Raw genomic sequence first — 15,981 nt, 5'->3', positions numbered from 1 at the left:
CGGTCTCGCCCTGTTACGCCGGTGGAGTTCAAGACGCCCCCTTGGAACTGCCCAACCGTCCAAAACGCAATTGGGGCGAAAGGGTTCCACGGGGCTGGAGGCTATTTCGCGGCGGGTTCCGCCTTGCCGGCCAAGTACTGTTCCAGCCAGTGGATGTGGTAGTCGCCGTTGATGATGTCGTCCTCGCGCACCAGCGCGCGGAACAGCGGCAGCGTGGTCTCGATGCCTTCGACCACCATCTCGTCCAGCGCCCGGCGCAGCCGCATCAGGCATTCGGCGCGCGTCTTGCCGTGCACGATCAGCTTGCCGACGAGGGAGTCGTAATAGGGCGGGATCGTGTAGCCCTGATAGACGGCGGAATCGATCCGGACGCCGAGGCCCCCGGGCGGATGGTATTGCAGGATCCGGCCGGGCGAGGGGCGGAAGGTCTCCGGATTTTCGGCGTTGATCCGGCATTCGATCGCGTGGCCGATGACCTGGACTTCCTCCTGCTTCGCCGGCAGCTCGCCGCCGGCGGCGATGCGGATCTGCTCCAGCACGAGGTCGATGTCGGTGATGCTCTCGGTGACGGGATGCTCGACCTGGATGCGGGTGTTCATCTCGATGAAGTAGAACTCGCCGTCCTCGAACAGGAACTCGATGGTGCCGACGCCGAGATATTTCATCTCGCGCATCGCTTTCGCACAGGTCTCGCCGATCTTGGCGCGCGCGGCGGCGGAGAGGACGGGCGAGGGGCCTTCCTCCCAGACCTTCTGGTGGCGGCGTTGCAGCGAGCAGTCGCGTTCTCCGAGATGGATCGCGCCGCCGCGGCCGTCGCCGAGAATCTGGATCTCGATATGGCGCGGCTTCTGGAGATATTTTTCGAGATAGACGGACGCATCGCCAAAGGCGGATTTGGCTTCGTTCGCCGCCGTCGACAGCGCCATCAGGAGGTCGGCCTCGCTGTGCGCGACCTTCATGCCGCGGCCACCGCCGCCCGCCGCCGCCTTCACCAGCACCGGAAAGCCGATCTTCCTGGCGATCGCCAGCGCATCGTCGTCGGGGCCGACCGCGCCGTCGGAGCCGGGCACCACGGGGATGCCGAGCTTCCTGGCGGTCTTCTTGGCCTCGATCTTGTCGCCCATCAGGCGGATGTGCTCGGCCTTGGGGCCGATGAAATGCAGATTGTGCTCGGAGAGGATTTCCGCGAAGCGCGCGTTCTCGGACAGGAAGCCGTAGCCGGGATGCACGGCGTCCGCCCCGGTGATCTCGCAGGCCGCGAGCAGCGCGGGCACGTTGAGATAGCTGTCCTTGGACGGCGGCGGTCCGATGCACACGCTCTCATCCGACAGGCGCACATGCATGGCGTCTGCGTCGGCGGTGGAGTGCACGGCGACGGTCGCGATCCCGAGCTCCTTGCAGGCCCTGAGGATGCGAAGGGCGATCTCGCCGCGATTGGCTATGAGGATCTTGTCGAACATGGTGTCCTTAAGGGACGAGTGGCGCGCGGAAAGCGGCGAGGGCGGCTGGCCGCCCCATGCCGTTACTCAATGATCACCAGCGGCTCACCGAACTCGACCGGCTGGCCGTCCTCGACCAGGATCTGCGTCACCGTGCCGGCGCGCAACGAGGGGATCTGGTTCATGGTCTTCATGGCTTCGATGATCAGCAGCGTCTGGCCGACCGAGACCTTGCTGCCGACCTCGATGAACGGCTTGGCGCCGGGCTCCGGCGCCCAGTAGGCGGTGCCGACCATCGGCGAGGTGACGGCGCCGGGATGCTTCGACAAATCGGCCGCGGCGGCAACGGTCGCAGCGGTGGCCACCGGCAGGCCGACGGGAGCGGCAGCGACCGGCATCGGCATGGTCGCGGCGACGCTGATGTTGCGGGCGACGCGCAGGCGCAGGCCCGCACGTTCGATCTCGATCTCGGTGAGGCTGGTCTCATCGAGCAGCAGGGCGAGCTCGCGGACGAGCGCGGAATCCTCGCTGGAAAACTTTGCGGCTGCTTTGTCGTCTGGCTGGCGCGCCATGTTCTTTGATCCGAATGTTCTGTGTGATGAGGGAGCGTCAGGCTTTGGGCTTGAGGCCGAGCTTGACGGCAAGGCCCTGGATGGCGAGGCGGTAGCCCTCGATGCCGAAACCGCAGAGCGAGGCGAAGGCCGCGCGCGCGGTGTAGGAGTGGTGACGGAAGCTCTCGCGGGCGTGGATATTGGTCACGTGCACTTCGACCGTCGGGATCTGCACCGCGAGCAGCGCATCGTGCAGCGCGATCGAGGTGTGCGAATAGCCGCCGGCATTGATGATGATGCCCTTCATCTTGCGCGCATGCGCTTCGTGGATGAAGTCGATCAACTCGCCCTCGCGGTTGGACTGCCGGCAGTCGGCCTTGAGACCGAACGCCGCCGCCGTCTCCCGGCACAGCGCCTCGACGTCGGCCAGTGTGGCATGGCCGTACTTTTCGGGCTCGCGCGTCCCCAGCATGTTGAGGTTCGGCCCGTTGAGAACGAGGATCGTGTCGGTTGCAGGTTCGGCCATTCCAATCCCGTAATCGGTGTTTCGGCGTGGCGGGGGTTATAGGTAACAAAGCGCCCTAGGGGAAGCCTTGAAGGACCTCCCAGGGGCCTTCAGGCACCTCATCCGGGGTGCAAAAACCTGTGCGGAAGCTACGGAAATTGCTTGTTAACCAGTCCAAAGCATGGCTGCCGGCGGAACGCAAAGGGGCGGGCATCGCTGCCCGCCCCCTGAGGTTGCCGTCATCCGGCCTTAGACGTCGAGGACCGCGACGATCTCATAGGTGTTCGGATCGATGATCACGATCTGCTCGCGGACCAGCACGTAGCGGTAGCTGCGCCACTCCGGATAGATCGTCACGACGCGGGACGGCAGGGCGTGCAGCTCGATGCCCTCGCGCGGCACGCGGCTGCCGACGGAGATCGAGAAGTTCACGTTGGTCACGGGGGCCACGCGCTCCTCGCGGATCACCGACGTGATCTGGGTCCGCTGCTCGGTGGAGAGCTTGGCGGCGGCGCCGGCCTGGCCGACCGTCGTCGTTGAGGACGAGGTCGAGCTCTTGCCCTCGGCCTTCATGTCGGTCGAGGTGCCCGAGCCCGGACGGTTCTCGGCGTTGCTCTTGGTGGACGTGCCGGCCTTGTTGTCCTCAGCCTTCATGTCCTTGTGGTCCTTGGCGCCGGACTTGGTCGTATCCTGGCTCATGCTCTTGGACTTGTCCTGCTGCGACTTGTCCATCTGACCCTGCGCGCGTTCGTCGGTGCGCTGGCCCTTGGTCGCGCCGGCCTTGTCCTCGGCGGCGTTCTTGTGCATCGCGCCGCCCGAGCGCTCGTCCTTCATCGCGCCTGGAGATTTCTCCTCGGCGGCCGCACCCGGCTTCGCGGTGCTGGCGCCGCCAGCCTGACCGACGGTGCCCTTTTCCTTCGTCATGGAGTCCTTGCCCGTGGCGCCGCGCTCGGCCGCACCGCCCGACGGCTGTGTTTGCTGTGCGGGCTGCGCGCCGGCGCCGCCGCTCTCGCGGTTCATGGTGCCTTGTGCGTTCGCCAGTCCGGTGCCGGCGACGAGTGCTAGCGCGGCAACCGAGATCATGAAGCGGTTCAACATCGAATTTCTCCTCACGTGTTTATTTGCGTCATTGCCCGCGCCAACAACGAAAGGAGATATCGGTTGTTCCGGAACATCAGCGGTTCCGCGGCATTTGTTTGTTGAACGCCAGATGAATGATCGTGCCGGATCGCGCCAAGGTTTGACCCAGCAAAAAAGGCCGGCTTTTCAGCCGGCCTCGTTGCATGCGCGAGTTGTGAAGCGCGTGATCAGCAGGTCGCCTTGCCGCAGCGGGCAACGCCGATCTTCTCCTTGAGGCCTTCGAGGCCGATGGCGCCGATCACGATCTGCTTGCCGATCACGTAGCTCGGCGTGCCGTTCATGCCCATCGCCTCGGCGAGCTTGAAGTTTTCCTCGATGGTGGCGCGCACCTCGGGGCTGGCGAGATCCTTCTCGATTTTCGCGGTGTCGAGACCGGCCTCCTTGGCCGCTTGCAGCGCGCGCGCCTTGTCGGCCGCGCCGCGGCCGCCGAGCAGCTTCTGGTGGAAGTCGAGATATTTCTTGCCGGTGGGATCCTGCATGCGCACGGCGACGGCGACCTGGGCGGCCTCGACGGAGCCCTGGCTCAGCACCGGAAACTCCTTCAGCACGACCTTCAGCTTCGGATCGCTCTTCATGAGGTCGAGCATGTCGGTCATCGCGCGTTTGCAATAGCCGCAATTGTAGTCGAAGAACTCGACGAAGGTGACGTCGCCCTCCTTGTTGCCGAGCACGACCTGGCGCGACGAGTTGAAGATCGCGTCCGCGTTCTGCGCGATGCTGGCCTCGTGCTTCTGCGTTTCGGCCGCGGCCTGGCGCTTGCTGAGCTCGGTCATCGCCTCCTCGAGCACCTCGGGATGGGTGACGAGGTAGTTCTTGATGATCGCCTCGATGTCGGTGCGCTGGGCATCGGAGAAGCTGTCGGCCGACGCGGGCGCGGTTGCGCCGAACATGGCGAGCGCAAACAGCGCGGGAGCAAGCAGACGCAGCGAAGGCATAGGCAAATCCTCTTATCCAAAGCAGGTTTCGGAAAACGTCCCGGCGGACTTAAAGCTCGGTGTCGTGACGTCGTGGTGTCTGGCGTCGTTCTAGCTAGTTGCGCGGCGGCTTGGCCGCCACGATGTCGTCGGCCTTGACCCATCCGGGCGTGCCGATGGCGAAACGGGTTTTCGCGCGCGTGGCGAGCTCGCGGGCGGTCTTGTTGTCGCCGCGCAAGTAAGCGGCCTGCGCCGACGCGAGATCCGCCTCGGCATAATCTCCCTTCCGGCCATAGGCCATCGCGAGCTGGGTAAAGCCGATTGGTGCTTCGGGCTCCCGTGCCACCGCGGCGCGGAGAATCCGAACGGCGTCGTCGGTGTAGGCCTTATTATCGGTTCCAACCAGAGCCTGCCCAAGTAACATCTCGATGAGGGGCGCGTTGTTCGAAAGCGCGACAGCCTTGCGCAGGGGAGCGATCGCTTCGGCGGGCTTGCCGCTCTCCAGCAAGGCCTGGCCGCGCACCTCGTAGAAGTACGGGTTGTTCGGCTGGACCTGGATCAGCGCGTCGATCTGGGCGAGCGCGCTGCGCAGATCGCCGTGCAGATAGGTGCTGATGGCGCGGGCGTAGCGCGCCGGCAGGCTGTCGTTGGTCTGGGGATAGCGGCGGTACACCGTCTCCGGCCGCTCCATGAAGGCGGAGATCTTGGCGCGCACCATGTCGTGGCGGAGCTGGAGCGCGGGATCGTCCTTCTTGTCCCAATAGGGGCTGGAGCTTGCGAACTCCTGCAGCGCGGCGACGCGCTCGGCCGGCATCGGGTGCGACTGCAGATAGGGGTCGGCGCCGCGCGCGGCGAACAGGCTCTCGCTGGTGAAGCGCTTGAAGGTCTCGTACATGCCCTTCGGCGACTGCCCCGTCGCGGTCAGGAATTTCACGCCGGCACGGTCGGCATTTTCCTCCTGCTGGCGCTGGTAGGACAGCAGCGTGCGGCGGATCATCTCCTGCGGACCGGCGAGGGCGGCCGCCCCCGCATTGGCGAGGCCGTTGTTGCCGGTGCTGCTGCGCTGGGTGCTGCCAGCGGCGATCGCGCCGGCGCCGAGCAGCATCGCGATGATCATCTGGGTCTGGGCGGTGGCGAGCTGCTCGCGCAGCTTGGACAGATGGCCGCCCGCCAGATGCCCGGTCTCGTGCGCGAGCACGCCGATGATCTGGTTCGGCGTCTCCGACTGGAGGATCGCGCCGTAATTGACGAAGATGCGGCGGCCGTCCGCGACGAACGCGTTGAACGAGCCGTCGTTGATGATCACCATCTGGATGTTCTGCTTTTCCAGACCGGCGACGCGCAGGATCGGGCGCGTATATTCGCGCAGAAGCTGCTCGGTCTCGGTGTCGCGCAAGACCGGCGGGCCCTTCTGCTGCGCCTGCGCCGCCGGGAACGGCAGCAAGGCGATCGCCGCGGCCGTGACGATGGCGGTGAGGGCGGAGGTCTTTTTGCGCAATGCGATCTGGAGCAACATCAAGCGGTCTTGGTCAAACGGGCTTGGCAAGTGGTCTCGGCAAGTGGCCTTGGCAAGTGATCTTGGCAAGCAGTTTCGTGATTGGTTTTGGCGATTGGCGGCGGACCGGATACGCGATATGGCCTATGAGCCTTGCCCCTTATGAGCCGTACAATGCGGCCAGTCTGGGGCGCAAGCGCCCCGTTCCCCGGACCGGACGGACCGGTCCGCCAGCGAATAGCAGAAATCGATGCACGATGCGACATTGAGGAACCGGTTGGGACAGTGGCTCGAGCCCTCCCGCCGTAGCGACGTTCCCCCGTTCATGGTCATGGACGTGATGGCCGCGGCGGCCCGAATCGAGGCCGCCGGGGGCCATGTCATCCATATGGAGGTCGGCCAGCCCGCCGCTGGCGCGCCGAAGACCGCGATTGCGGCCGCGCACGCGGCGCTCGAGGCAGGACGGATCGATTATACCTCCGCGCTCGGCATCCCCTCCTTGCGCGAGCGGATCGCGCGGCACTATCGCGACGGCTATGGCTGTGACGTCAGCGCCGAGCGGATCGTGGTGACGACGGGCTCCTCGGGCGGCTTCATCCTCGCCTTCCTGTCGATGTTCGAGCCTGGCGATCGCGTCGCCGTGACGGTGCCGGGCTATCCGCCGTACCGTCATATCCTCACCGCGCTCGGCTGCGAGCCGGTGCTGATCGAGACCACCAACGAGACTCGCCACGCGCTCACCGGCGAGGCGCTGCTTGCCGCCCATCGCAAGGCGCCGCTGAAGGGTGTGCTGGTCGGCAGCCCCGCCAATCCGACGGGAACGATGATGTCCCGCGAGGCGCTCTCCGGCCTGATCGCGGCGGCGGAGGATGCCAAAATCCGCTTCATCTCGGACGAGATCTATCACGGGCTCGACTATGCGTTTCCGGCGGTGACGGCGGCGGCATTGTCGGACCACGCCCTCGTGATCAACTCGTTCTCGAAGTATTTTTGCATGACGGGCTGGCGCGTCGGCTGGATGGTCGTGCCGGAGATTCTGGTGCGCCCGATCGAGCGGCTGCAGCAGAACCTGTCGATCTCGGTGCCGTCGCTGTCGCAGATCGCGGCCGAGGCCGCCTTCGACGGCGCGGCCGAGATGGAGGAGATCAAGCACGGCTATCAGGAAAACCGGCGCATCCTGATCGAGGGATTGCCCAAGGCCGGCCTCACCAGGTTCCTGCCGGCCGACGGCGCCTTCTACCTCTATGCCGATGTCTCGGACTTCACGTCCGACAGTTTCGAGTTCGCCAAGCAGATGCTGGAACAGGCCCATGTTGCGGCAACGCCCGGCCTCGATTTCGATCCGATCCATGGCCGCTCGTTCATCCGGTTCTCTTATGCGCGTTCGGCGGAGGAGATGCGGGAGGCAGTTGACCGGATCGCTCACTGGCTTAAATAGCCGCAAGTTTTCGCCCCCACCTCCGGAGTTCATCTTGTCTGACCGATCCGTCCCGTCCGCTGCTGCACCGCATTCTCCTCTCGCCGCATTGATGTGGCCGACCCGGCCGGGTGAAACCGTGGGCGGCTTCCGCGCCTTCGCGCTGATCGCGCTCGGCACAGCGCTGCTGGCGCTGTCGGCCAAGGTGAACCTGCCGCTGCCTTACGTGCCCATGACGTTGCAGACGCTGGTGGTGCTGATGATCGGCGCCGCCTATGGCTGGCGCCTTGGCAGCGCAACCATGATCGCCTACCTCGCCGAGGGCGCGCTCGGCCTGCCGGTATTCGCAGGTCCCGTGGGTGGAATTGCACCGCTGGTCGGCCCGACCGCGGGCTATCTGTTCGGTTTCATCGCTGCGGCCTTCGTGACCGGCTGGCTCGCCGAGCGCGGCTGGGATCGCAGCGTGGTGCTGCTGTTTGCCGCGATGGCCGTCGGGCACGTCGTCATTCTGGCCGCCGGGTTCGGCTGGCTGGCCTTCGGCCTCGGCCTTGGCGCGTCCAAGGCCTGGCAGGTCGGCCTTGCGCCGTTCATCGCGGCCTCGCTGGTCAAGAATGCGCTGGGCGCGACGCTGATGCCGGCGGCACGCCGGATCGTCGATCGCCGCGGGTAAAGCGCACCATTCCGAGCAGTTCCAATTGACAGGGCCGGCCAAGTTGATCTTGGCTGGCCCGGCGTTTTGAGGGGGAGTGAAACAATGACAACGACAACGATGGCGGGGGCGCCGGTCGCGCCGGCCGCAGCCAAGCCGTGGTACAAGGTTCTCTACGTCCAGGTGCTGATCGCCATCGTGCTCGGCGCCATCGTCGGCTGGCTCTGGCCGACGGTTGCCACCAACGACTGGATCAAGGCGCTCGGCGACGGCTTCATCAAGCTGATCAAGATGGTGATCGCCCCGATCATCTTCTGTACCGTCGTCTCGGGCATCGCCCACATCCAGGACGCCAAGAAGGTCGGTCGCATCGGCGTCAAGGCGCTGGTCTATTTCGAGGTCGTCTCGACCTTCGCCCTGGTGATCGGACTCATCATCGGCAATTTGGTGAAGCCGGGCGCAGGCTTCGGCAATGCGGCGGCAAACGAGGCGGCCGTTGCGAATTACGCCAAGCAGGCCGCTGGTCAGAGGTCCGTCGACTTCGTGCTGCACATCATTCCGGACACCGTGGTCGGCGCCTTCGCCCAGGGCGAGATCCTCCAGGTGCTGCTGTTCTCGGTGCTGTTCGGCTTCGCGATCATGAGCCTCGGTGAGCGCGGCCACACGATCCGCTCGTTCATCGACGATGCCGCGCATGCGGTGTTCGGCGTCATCTCCATCGTGATGCGCGCGGCACCGATCGGCGCGTTCGGTGCGATGGCCTACACCATCGGCAAGTTCGGCACCGGGGCGATCCTCAATTTGATCGGGCTGATCGCCACGTTCTACGTCACGGCCGCGCTGTTCGTGTTCGTCGTGCTCGGCATCATCGCGCGCATGGCCGGGTTCTCGATCTTCAAGTTCCTGGCCTACATCAAGGACGAGCTCCTGATCGTGCTCGGCACCTCGTCCTCGGAAAGCGCGCTGCCGTCCCTGATGGAGAAGCTGGAGCGGCTCGGCTGCTCGAAGTCGGTTGTCGGCCTCGTGGTGCCTACCGGGTACTCGTTCAACCTCGACGGCACCAACATCTACATGACGCTGGCGACGCTCTTCATCGCACAAGCGCTCGGCTACGATCTCTCCTTCAGCCAGCAGGCCACGATCCTGATCGTGGCCATGCTGACCTCGAAGGGCGCCTCCGGCATCACCGGCGCGGGCTTCATCACGCTCGCGGCGACGCTCGCCGTGGTCGACCCGCGCCTCGTGCCGGGCATGGCGATCGTGCTCGGCATCGACAAGTTCATGAGCGAATGCCGCGCGCTGACCAATCTGTGCGGCAACGGCGTGGCCTGCGTGATCGTCGCCTGGTGGGAGGGTGAGCTCGACCGTGACAAGCTCAACGCCAACCTCGCCAAGCGGATCGACCCGACGGACATGGAAACCGCGATCACGACGGACTGATCTGCCAATTGCCTGCGGCGGCGCGATGCGCCGCCGGGTCTTGAAGTAACAGGGCTGGTCGAGATCCTCGATCAGCCCTTTTTCTTTCGGCGCCCAGCCGGGCAAGGCGCACGCCTTCGCGCTCGATGTCGGAACGTCGGCGCCCGCAAATTGCGTGAACCTGCCGCCGGAGGCCGCCGACCGCATCAGGACGCTGCTCGCCGAGCGCGCCGACTGACGGAATTTGCGACCTCGCGCGTTTAACCCGCATCTCGGACCTCGAAGGGGTGGGTGGTATCGTGGGCAATGCGGCTGTGAATCCGATTGTGTTGCAGGCGGCGGAGCACTTTGCGGCGGGACGGCCGGAGCAGGCGGATGCTCTGTGCGCTGAGGTTCTGAAGGCCGACCCGGATCATGTGCCGGCGCTGCATCTGGCCGCCGTCGCTGCGTTCGTCACCGACCGCGCGAGCGAGGGCGCCGCGCTGCTCGGCCGCATCTTCAGCGTCGATCCCGAGCACGCGCCGGCGCTCGTCACGCTCGGCGACGCGCTGGCGGTGAAGGGCGAGCAGGAGGGGGCGGTGGCGGCGTTCCGGCGCGCCCTGGTGCGGCGGCCGGACGATGCGGGGCTGCACAACAAGCTCGGCGTCGCGCTCGGCGAGCTCGCCCGGTTCGACGAGGCCGAGGCCGCCTATCGCCGCGCACTGGCGCTCGATGCGCATCTGACACGGGCCTGCTTCAACCTTGCCATCGCGCTCGCGGAGCAGGGGCGGCTCGCCGAGGCCGAAGAGGCTTATCGCGCCGTCATTGCAAGGGAGCCAACCTATCGGGGTGTCTGGATCAATCTCGGCAATCTCCTCGTGGACCAGGCAAGGCTCGACGAGGCGGAAGCCGCCTATCGCCGCGCGCTCGACGAAGACCCTGACGATCCCGGGCTGCTCTGCAATCTCGGCGCCGCGCTCTATCGGCAGGGGTTGCTCGAGGACGCCATCGTCGCCTACCACCGGGCGATCGCGCGCGCGCCGGGCAATGGTCCGGCGCTGCGCCTGCTCGGTCTCGTGCTGCACGAGGCCGGCCATTTGCGCGACGCTGCCGAGATCTACCGGCGGTCCTTTGCGCGCGATGCGTCCGATCACGTGATCGCAAGCAATCTCGGTGCCTGCCTCTCCGAGCTCGGCACGCTGGACGAGGCGATTTCTGCCTGCGAGCACGCGCTGCTGCTCAAGCCGGATCACGCCCCGGCCTGGACCAATCTCGGCATCATCTTCGAGAAGCAGGAGCGGGCTGCCGACGCGGTCGCGGCGCATCGCTGCGCCGTCGTGGCCGATCCCGCCTATGCCAAGGGCCACGCCAATCTCGCGGTCGCGTTGCGCAATGCCGGCGCGATCGACGAGGCGCTCGCGGTCTCGCATCGCGCGATCGCGCTCGATCCGGAGCAGCCGCTCGCGCAGTACAATCATGCGCATTTCCTGCTGATGAACGGCGACTTCGCTGATGGCTTCGAGGCCTATCGCTGGCGGCGCAGATGCAAGACGCTGTCGGACGGCGATCCCTCGTTCACCGAGCCGGAATGGCAGGGCGAGCCGCTTGATGGCCGCACATTGCTGCTGTTCGCCGAATACGGGCTCGGCGATGCCCTGCATTTCGTGCGCTATCTGCCGATGGTGGTTGCGCGAGGCGCAAGGATCATTCTCCAGGTTCAGCCCGCGCTCGCCTCGCTGCTGCGGCAATTGCCCGACGTGACCGTGATCCCGCGCGGCGAAGTGCTGCCGCCGTTCGATCTGCAACTGCCGTTGATGAGCCTGCCGCGGATCTTCGGCACCACGCTCGACACCATTCCGGCCGACATCCCCTATCTGCATCCAGATCCCGCAAAACTGTTACGCTGGCGTGCGGCGCTCGCGGATGTGACGGCCCTGAAGGTCGGCGTGGTCTGGGCCGGAAACACCAGGCACAAGGGCGACCGACAGCGCTCGCTGTCGGCCGAAGCCGTGCTGCCGCGCCTCGTGATGCCGGGCGTGCAGCTCTACAGCCTGCAAAAGGAGCCGCGGCCCGGGGATGGCGAGGTGCTGGCGGCACTCGGCAGCAGCATCGTCGATCTTGCGCCGGCGCTCGGCGATTTCGCCGACACCGCAGCGGCGGTCGCAGCCCTCGATCTCGTCATCGCCGTCGACACGTCGGTTGCGCATCTTGCCGGCGCGCTCGGCCGCCCGGTGTGGATGCTGACGCCTTACGCGCTGGACTGGCGCTGGCTGCGCGATCGCGAGGACAGTCCGTGGTATCCGACCATGCGGCTGTTCCGGCAACGTGTCCCGCGCGAATGGGATGACCCGCTGCTGCGCCTGTCGGCCGCGCTCGCGATCCTTGCGGCAAGCGGTGAAGGCTAGAACCGCTCCGGCCGGTACGGCGTCGGATCGATCGCCGGCGTCTCGCCGCTCATCATCTCGGCGAGCAGGCGCCCGGTCGCGGGGCCCAGCGTAAAGCCCTGGTGGCCGTGGCCGAAATTCATCCAGAGGCCCGGGTGGCGCGGGGCGGGACCGAGCACCGGCAGCATGTCGGGCGTGCAAGGACGGGTGCCGAACCACGGGTCGGGCTCGACGCGTTTGCCGAGATCGATCAGCTCCCGGGCGGATGCTTCGGCACTGGCGAGCTGCACCGGCGTCGCAAGCGCGTCCGGGCTCGTCAGCTCCGCACCCGTGGTGATGCGGATGCCCTTCGCCATCGGCCCCATGGCGTAGCCGCCGGCCTTGTCGATCAGCGGCAGGTCGAGCGAAGCGCCGCCGCTGTAATGCATGTGATAGCCGCGCTTGCGGACCAGGGGAATGCGATAGCCGAATTTGTACAACAGATCGGGCGACCATGGCCCGAGTGTCACGACGGCATGGGCGGCATCGATGCGCCCCTGATCAGTGTCGACCGACCAGCCGCTCGCGGTCTGCCTCAGCGACTGCGCATCACCCAGCACGATCCTGCCGCCGAGGCGCTCGAACAGCTCGGCATAGGCCGTCACCAGTGCGCCGGGATCGGACACGGTCCAGGTGTCGAGCCAATGGATCGCGCCCGGGAGATCGTCGCGCAGGACCGGCTCGGCCTTGGCCAGCTCGCTGCCCGAGAGCACACGAAAGTTCACGCCGAACTCGTGCTGGTCTTCCTCGGCGGCCTTGATCGAGAGATCCAGTGAAGCGGCGTCGCGATACAGCGCCCGGTAGCCGGCGCGGCGGATGAGATTGTCGGCATGGGCCTCGCGAATGAGGATGTCGTGCTCCGCCGTCGCATAGGCGATCAGCCGGGCCCAGGCGTCGATCGCCTCACGATGCCGCTTCGGCGCCGAATGCCACCAGTAGCGGAGCAGGGGCTCGATATGGAGATGCAGCGACGACAGGCTGTAGCGCACGTCGTTGGTGCGGCCGGTCGCGATCTTCAGGAGCGAGGCGAGGTCGCGCGGCATCGGATAGGGGCGGACGGCTTCCGCCTGGATCATCCCGGCATTGCCGTAGCTGGTCTCGCGGCCCGGCTCCCTGCGGTCGACGAGCGTGACGGACCAGCCGCGCTGCTGGAGGTGCAGCGCCGCGCTCACGCCGATCATGCCGCCGCCGAGAACGATTGCGCTTTGCATTGGCAGAATGCTCCTGTCAGGCCGGTTGTGGTGCGAGCCTCGGCTGCGCCGTGCTGATGGTTGCCGCGACCACGACGGACAACGCCGTCATCGCCACCAGGAAACCGAAGGCGGCATCGAACGATCCGGTTCCGGTCACGATGAAGCCGATGGCGACGGGGGCGACGAAGCCCGCGCTCTGACCGCCGAGATTGACCATGCCGACGCCGGATCCGATCTGGTCGTCGCGGAGCAGTTTGGTCGGAAGCGCAATCACCGAGGCCAGCACGAAGGATTTGAAGAAGTAGACCAGCGACTGGAACACGATCAGCATCGTGATCGTCTCCGCCTTGTACATGGCGTAGAGGAAGATGCCGGTCAATGCGGAGCTGCCGATCAGCAGATATTTTTCGCGCTCGGAGAAGAACGTCGTCATCACCCAGCCGCCGATCGCGGTCGCGATCGTCGCCATCACGAACGGGATCGGCGCCACCACGCCGACGGTCTTGAGGTCGAGGCCGCGGTGCTGGAGCAGATAGAGCGGCATCCAGGAATCCAGGCCCTTGTTGACGCAGCTGAGGCCAAACCACACCACCATCAACTGCCACAGCAGCGGATTCTTCATCAGCTCGCGCATCGGCGCGCGGCTTTCGGGCTTTGCTGGCGCGCCTGCATCGGCCTTGCCCGGGCGTCCCAGATAGGGGACGAAGACGAAATAGGCCACCGCAAAGACGATGCCCGCGATGCCGATGGCGTTGAAGGCATGGCGCCAGCCGAGCCAGAGGATCAGCGGCGCCATGATCAGCGGCGCGACCATGCTGCCGGCATAGTTCGAGGACAGCAGCAGCGCCGACATCTTCGGCCGGCTATCCTTCTTGAACACTTCGGAGATGGCGCGGATGCTCGCCGGCGGAAAGCCGCCCTCGGCGATGCCGAAGATGAAGCGGATCGCGATCAGCGAGGTCAGCGACCAGGCGATGCTCGTGAACGCCGTGAACAGCGACCACATCACGATGGTGACGATCACCACATATTTCGAGCCGAAGCGGTCGGAGAGCCATCCGCCCGGCACCTGCATCGCGGCGTAGCCGAGGAAGAATGCGCTGATGACGATGCCGAGATCGGCGGCCTGGAGATTGAAGTCCTTGCCGATCTGCGCCAGCGCCAGCGAGATCGCCGCGCGGTCGATGTAGGAGATGCAGTAGGCGATGTAGAGCAGGACGAAGGCAATGACGCTGGTTTTCCTCGGCAGTTCCATCATGCTGATCTCCGTTGCGCGGGCGGTGCAGCCAGGGTTGGTGTCGGCTCATTCCCAGGTGAGGAAACCGGGCGCGGCCGACAGTGGCGGTGCTGCGGCGAGCCGTGCCAGGTCGGGTACCGGCCGGCGCAATTGCGCATCGCTTGCGAACGCGGTCTCGATGCTCGCGGCGACCGAGAGCACGATCGCGTCGCCGCCGCGCGGGCCGACGATCTGAAGGCCGAACGGCAGGCCGGCTTCGTCAAGGCCGAGCGGAATGCTGATCGCGGGGTGGCCGGGAAGCGTGACGGCATAGGCGAGCGCGAGCCAGTGGAAATAGGATTTGGTCGGCACGCCGTCGATTTCGGCGGGATAGAGTTCTGACCAGGGGCGCGGGCTCAGCGTAATGGTCGGGCTGATCAGCACGTCGCAAGTTTCAAAGAAGGTCTGATAGGCGCGATAGATCCGCGTCTGCGTCGTTGCGGCGCGCCCATGGTCCTCGAGCGTGTAGCGCAGGCCTTCCTCGACATTGGCGCGGACATTCGGGCCGAGCATTTCGGGGCGCTCTTTGTAATTCTTGCCGTGCATCGCCAGGAACAGGCCGGCGCGCAGAACCGCGAATGCGTCGTCGGCGCCGGAGCAGTCGGGTGTGGCCTCGCGGCAGTCGGCGAACAGCGGCGCGAGCTTGTTCACGCGATCGCGGAACACGCGGCGGATGGCCTGCTCGGTCGGGGCGAAGCCAAAGTCCTCCGTGAAGGCGAGGCGCAGCTTGCCGAGGTCGGCGGGACGCGGTGCGGCCCAGCGTTCGGCACGACCGCGCACAGGCTCGCCGGGCAGCGTATAGGCCAAGGGATCGCGGACATCGTCGCTCGCCATCACCGACAGCATCAGCGCGGTGTCGGCGACATTGCGCGCCATCGGTCCGTCGGTCGACAGGTTCGACCAGCCGAAGGCGCGCTTCTCGCTGGCCACGAGACCGTAGGACGGACGCATGCCGACGATGCCGGAGAAGCCGGCCGGATTGCGCAAGGAGCCGCCGGTGTCCGAGCCCGAGGCGAGCGGGGCCATGCCACAGGCGAGCGCCACCGCCGAGCCACCGGAGGAGCCGGCCGCCGAGCGCGTGGGATCGAAGGGATTGCCGGTCGCGCCGAACACGGGATTGCGGGTGTTGCCGCCGGCCGCCCATTCCGGCGTGTTGGTCTTGCCGAAGATGATCGCGCCGGCTGCGCGCAGCCGCGCGACCGAGCCCTGGTCGGCAACCGGAACATTGTCGCGCAACAGGGGGCTGCCATAGGTGGAGCGCAGGCCGGCGGTGTCCTGGGTGTCCTTGATCAGGACCGGAAGGCCGTGCAGCGCGCCGCGATCCTCGCCGCGCAGGATGGCGGCTTCGGCTGCCTTTGCCGCCTGGCGTGCGCCTGACACGTCCAATGTGACGACGGCATTCACGGCGGGATTGATGGTGGCGATGCGCGACAGGCAGGCGTCCAGCAGCTCGACGGGCGAGATCGCCCGCGCGGCCAGCAGGCGGCGCAGCTCAACGGCGCTGGAATCGCAAAGTCCGGACAATGCTAACCCCTTTCAGATTATGAAAACGATTTAGCATATCGGAAAGTAGGGGAGGCG

The 15,981-nt window shown here is 66.3% G+C and carries 13 protein-coding genes; 4 read left to right on the top strand and 9 right to left on the bottom strand.

Annotated features, from left to right (window positions below):
- Positions 1–101 precede the first annotated feature (101 nt).
- From accC to BM118_RS04280, 6 genes are all read right to left on the bottom strand, one after another.
- On the bottom strand, positions 102–1,460 hold the full coding sequence (gene accC, locus BM118_RS04305) for an acetyl-CoA carboxylase biotin carboxylase subunit (protein ID WP_092182536.1): 1,359 nt from the start codon (positions 1,458–1,460) through the stop codon (positions 102–104).
- 62 nt (positions 1,461–1,522) lie between these two features.
- Positions 1,523–2,011 (bottom strand): acetyl-CoA carboxylase biotin carboxyl carrier protein, encoded by a 489-nt coding sequence (gene accB / locus BM118_RS04300; RefSeq protein WP_092182534.1) that lies wholly within the window; start codon positions 2,009–2,011, stop codon positions 1,523–1,525.
- A gap of 37 nt (positions 2,012–2,048) precedes the next feature.
- Positions 2,049–2,516: a type II 3-dehydroquinate dehydratase gene (aroQ, locus tag BM118_RS04295; protein WP_092182532.1), complete on the bottom strand. Its 468-nt coding sequence runs from the start codon at positions 2,514–2,516 to the stop codon at positions 2,049–2,051.
- Between the two features lie 228 nt (positions 2,517–2,744).
- On the bottom strand, positions 2,745–3,593 hold the full coding sequence (locus BM118_RS04290) for a DUF1236 domain-containing protein (protein WP_092182530.1): 849 nt from the start codon (positions 3,591–3,593) through the stop codon (positions 2,745–2,747).
- Positions 3,594–3,802: 209 nt separating this feature from the next.
- Positions 3,803–4,570, bottom strand: a complete 768-nt coding sequence (locus tag BM118_RS04285; RefSeq protein ID WP_092182528.1) for a DsbA family protein — start codon at positions 4,568–4,570, stop codon at positions 3,803–3,805.
- A 94-nt stretch (positions 4,571–4,664) separates the two neighbouring features.
- The gene (locus tag BM118_RS04280; RefSeq protein WP_092182526.1) at positions 4,665–6,065 is read right to left on the bottom strand and encodes a M48 family metalloprotease; all 1,401 of its coding nucleotides are present in this window, start codon (positions 6,063–6,065) and stop codon (positions 4,665–4,667) included.
- A 229-nt stretch (positions 6,066–6,294) separates the two neighbouring features.
- On the opposite strand from BM118_RS04280, the gene BM118_RS04275 reads away from it, so the two are divergent.
- The 4 genes from BM118_RS04275 (at position 6,295) to BM118_RS04260 (ending at position 11,913) form a co-directional block, all read left to right on the top strand.
- On the top strand, positions 6,295–7,482 hold the full coding sequence (locus tag BM118_RS04275; RefSeq protein WP_092182524.1) for a pyridoxal phosphate-dependent aminotransferase: 1,188 nt from the start codon (positions 6,295–6,297) through the stop codon (positions 7,480–7,482).
- Positions 7,483–7,573: 91 nt separating this feature from the next.
- Complete coding sequence (locus BM118_RS04270; RefSeq protein WP_092182522.1) at positions 7,574–8,131, top strand: biotin transporter BioY; 558 nt, start codon at positions 7,574–7,576, stop codon at positions 8,129–8,131.
- A gap of 84 nt (positions 8,132–8,215) precedes the next feature.
- Positions 8,216–9,550 carry a dicarboxylate/amino acid:cation symporter gene (locus BM118_RS04265; RefSeq protein WP_092182520.1) on the top strand — a complete coding sequence of 445 codons (1,335 nt, stop codon included), beginning with the start codon at positions 8,216–8,218 and terminating at the stop codon, positions 9,548–9,550.
- A 293-nt stretch (positions 9,551–9,843) separates the two neighbouring features.
- A complete protein-coding gene (locus BM118_RS04260) occupies positions 9,844–11,913 on the top strand; it encodes a tetratricopeptide repeat protein (RefSeq protein WP_244550051.1) in 2,070 nt (689 codons plus the stop codon).
- Here the strand turns inward: BM118_RS04260 and BM118_RS04255 are convergent.
- From BM118_RS04255 to BM118_RS04245, 3 genes are read right to left on the bottom strand one after another with little or no spacing between them, the layout of a single operon-like run.
- Positions 11,910–13,142 (bottom strand): NAD(P)/FAD-dependent oxidoreductase, encoded by a 1,233-nt coding sequence (locus BM118_RS04255; RefSeq protein ID WP_092182516.1) that lies wholly within the window; start codon positions 13,140–13,142, stop codon positions 11,910–11,912. The two genes, BM118_RS04260 and BM118_RS04255, sit on opposite strands and share 4 nt — an antisense overlap.
- A 16-nt stretch (positions 13,143–13,158) precedes the next feature.
- Positions 13,159–14,382, bottom strand: coding sequence for an MFS transporter (locus BM118_RS04250; protein ID WP_092182514.1), 1,224 nt, complete (start codon positions 14,380–14,382; stop codon positions 13,159–13,161).
- A 45-nt stretch (positions 14,383–14,427) separates the two neighbouring features.
- The gene (locus BM118_RS04245; RefSeq protein ID WP_092182512.1) at positions 14,428–15,924 is read right to left on the bottom strand and encodes an amidase; all 1,497 of its coding nucleotides are present in this window, start codon (positions 15,922–15,924) and stop codon (positions 14,428–14,430) included.
- Between the last annotated feature and the right edge of the window lie 57 nt (positions 15,925–15,981).

The sequence above is a fragment of the Bradyrhizobium sp. cf659 genome, assembly GCF_900113725.1.
GTDB lineage: Bacteria > Pseudomonadota > Alphaproteobacteria > Rhizobiales > Xanthobacteraceae > Bradyrhizobium.
This window is presented reverse-complemented; position numbering and strand designations above follow the sequence as displayed.

Bases quoted from the DNA above. Each gene is read 5' to 3' on its own strand.
- BM118_RS04280 (WP_092182526.1), bottom strand. From the start codon at position 6,065: ATGTTGCTCCAGATCGCATTGCGCAAAAAGACCTCCGCCCTCACCGCC.
- BM118_RS04250 (WP_092182514.1), bottom strand. From the start codon at position 14,382: ATGATGGAACTGCCGAGGAAAACCAGCGTCATTGCCTTCGTCCTGCTC.
- BM118_RS04255 (WP_092182516.1), bottom strand. From the start codon at position 13,142: ATGCAAAGCGCAATCGTTCTCGGCGGCGGCATGATCGGCGTGAGCGCG.
- aroQ (WP_092182532.1), bottom strand. From the start codon at position 2,516: ATGGCCGAACCTGCAACCGACACGATCCTCGTTCTCAACGGGCCGAAC.
- BM118_RS04290 (WP_092182530.1), bottom strand. From the start codon at position 3,593: ATGTTGAACCGCTTCATGATCTCGGTTGCCGCGCTAGCACTCGTCGCC.
- BM118_RS04265 (WP_092182520.1), top strand. From the start codon at position 8,216: ATGACAACGACAACGATGGCGGGGGCGCCGGTCGCGCCGGCCGCAGCC.
- accC (WP_092182536.1), bottom strand. From the start codon at position 1,460: ATGTTCGACAAGATCCTCATAGCCAATCGCGGCGAGATCGCCCTTCGC.
- accB (WP_092182534.1), bottom strand. From the start codon at position 2,011: ATGGCGCGCCAGCCAGACGACAAAGCAGCCGCAAAGTTTTCCAGCGAG.
- BM118_RS04275 (WP_092182524.1), top strand. From the start codon at position 6,295: ATGCACGATGCGACATTGAGGAACCGGTTGGGACAGTGGCTCGAGCCC.
- BM118_RS04285 (WP_092182528.1), bottom strand. From the start codon at position 4,570: ATGCCTTCGCTGCGTCTGCTTGCTCCCGCGCTGTTTGCGCTCGCCATG.
- BM118_RS04270 (WP_092182522.1), top strand. From the start codon at position 7,574: ATGTGGCCGACCCGGCCGGGTGAAACCGTGGGCGGCTTCCGCGCCTTC.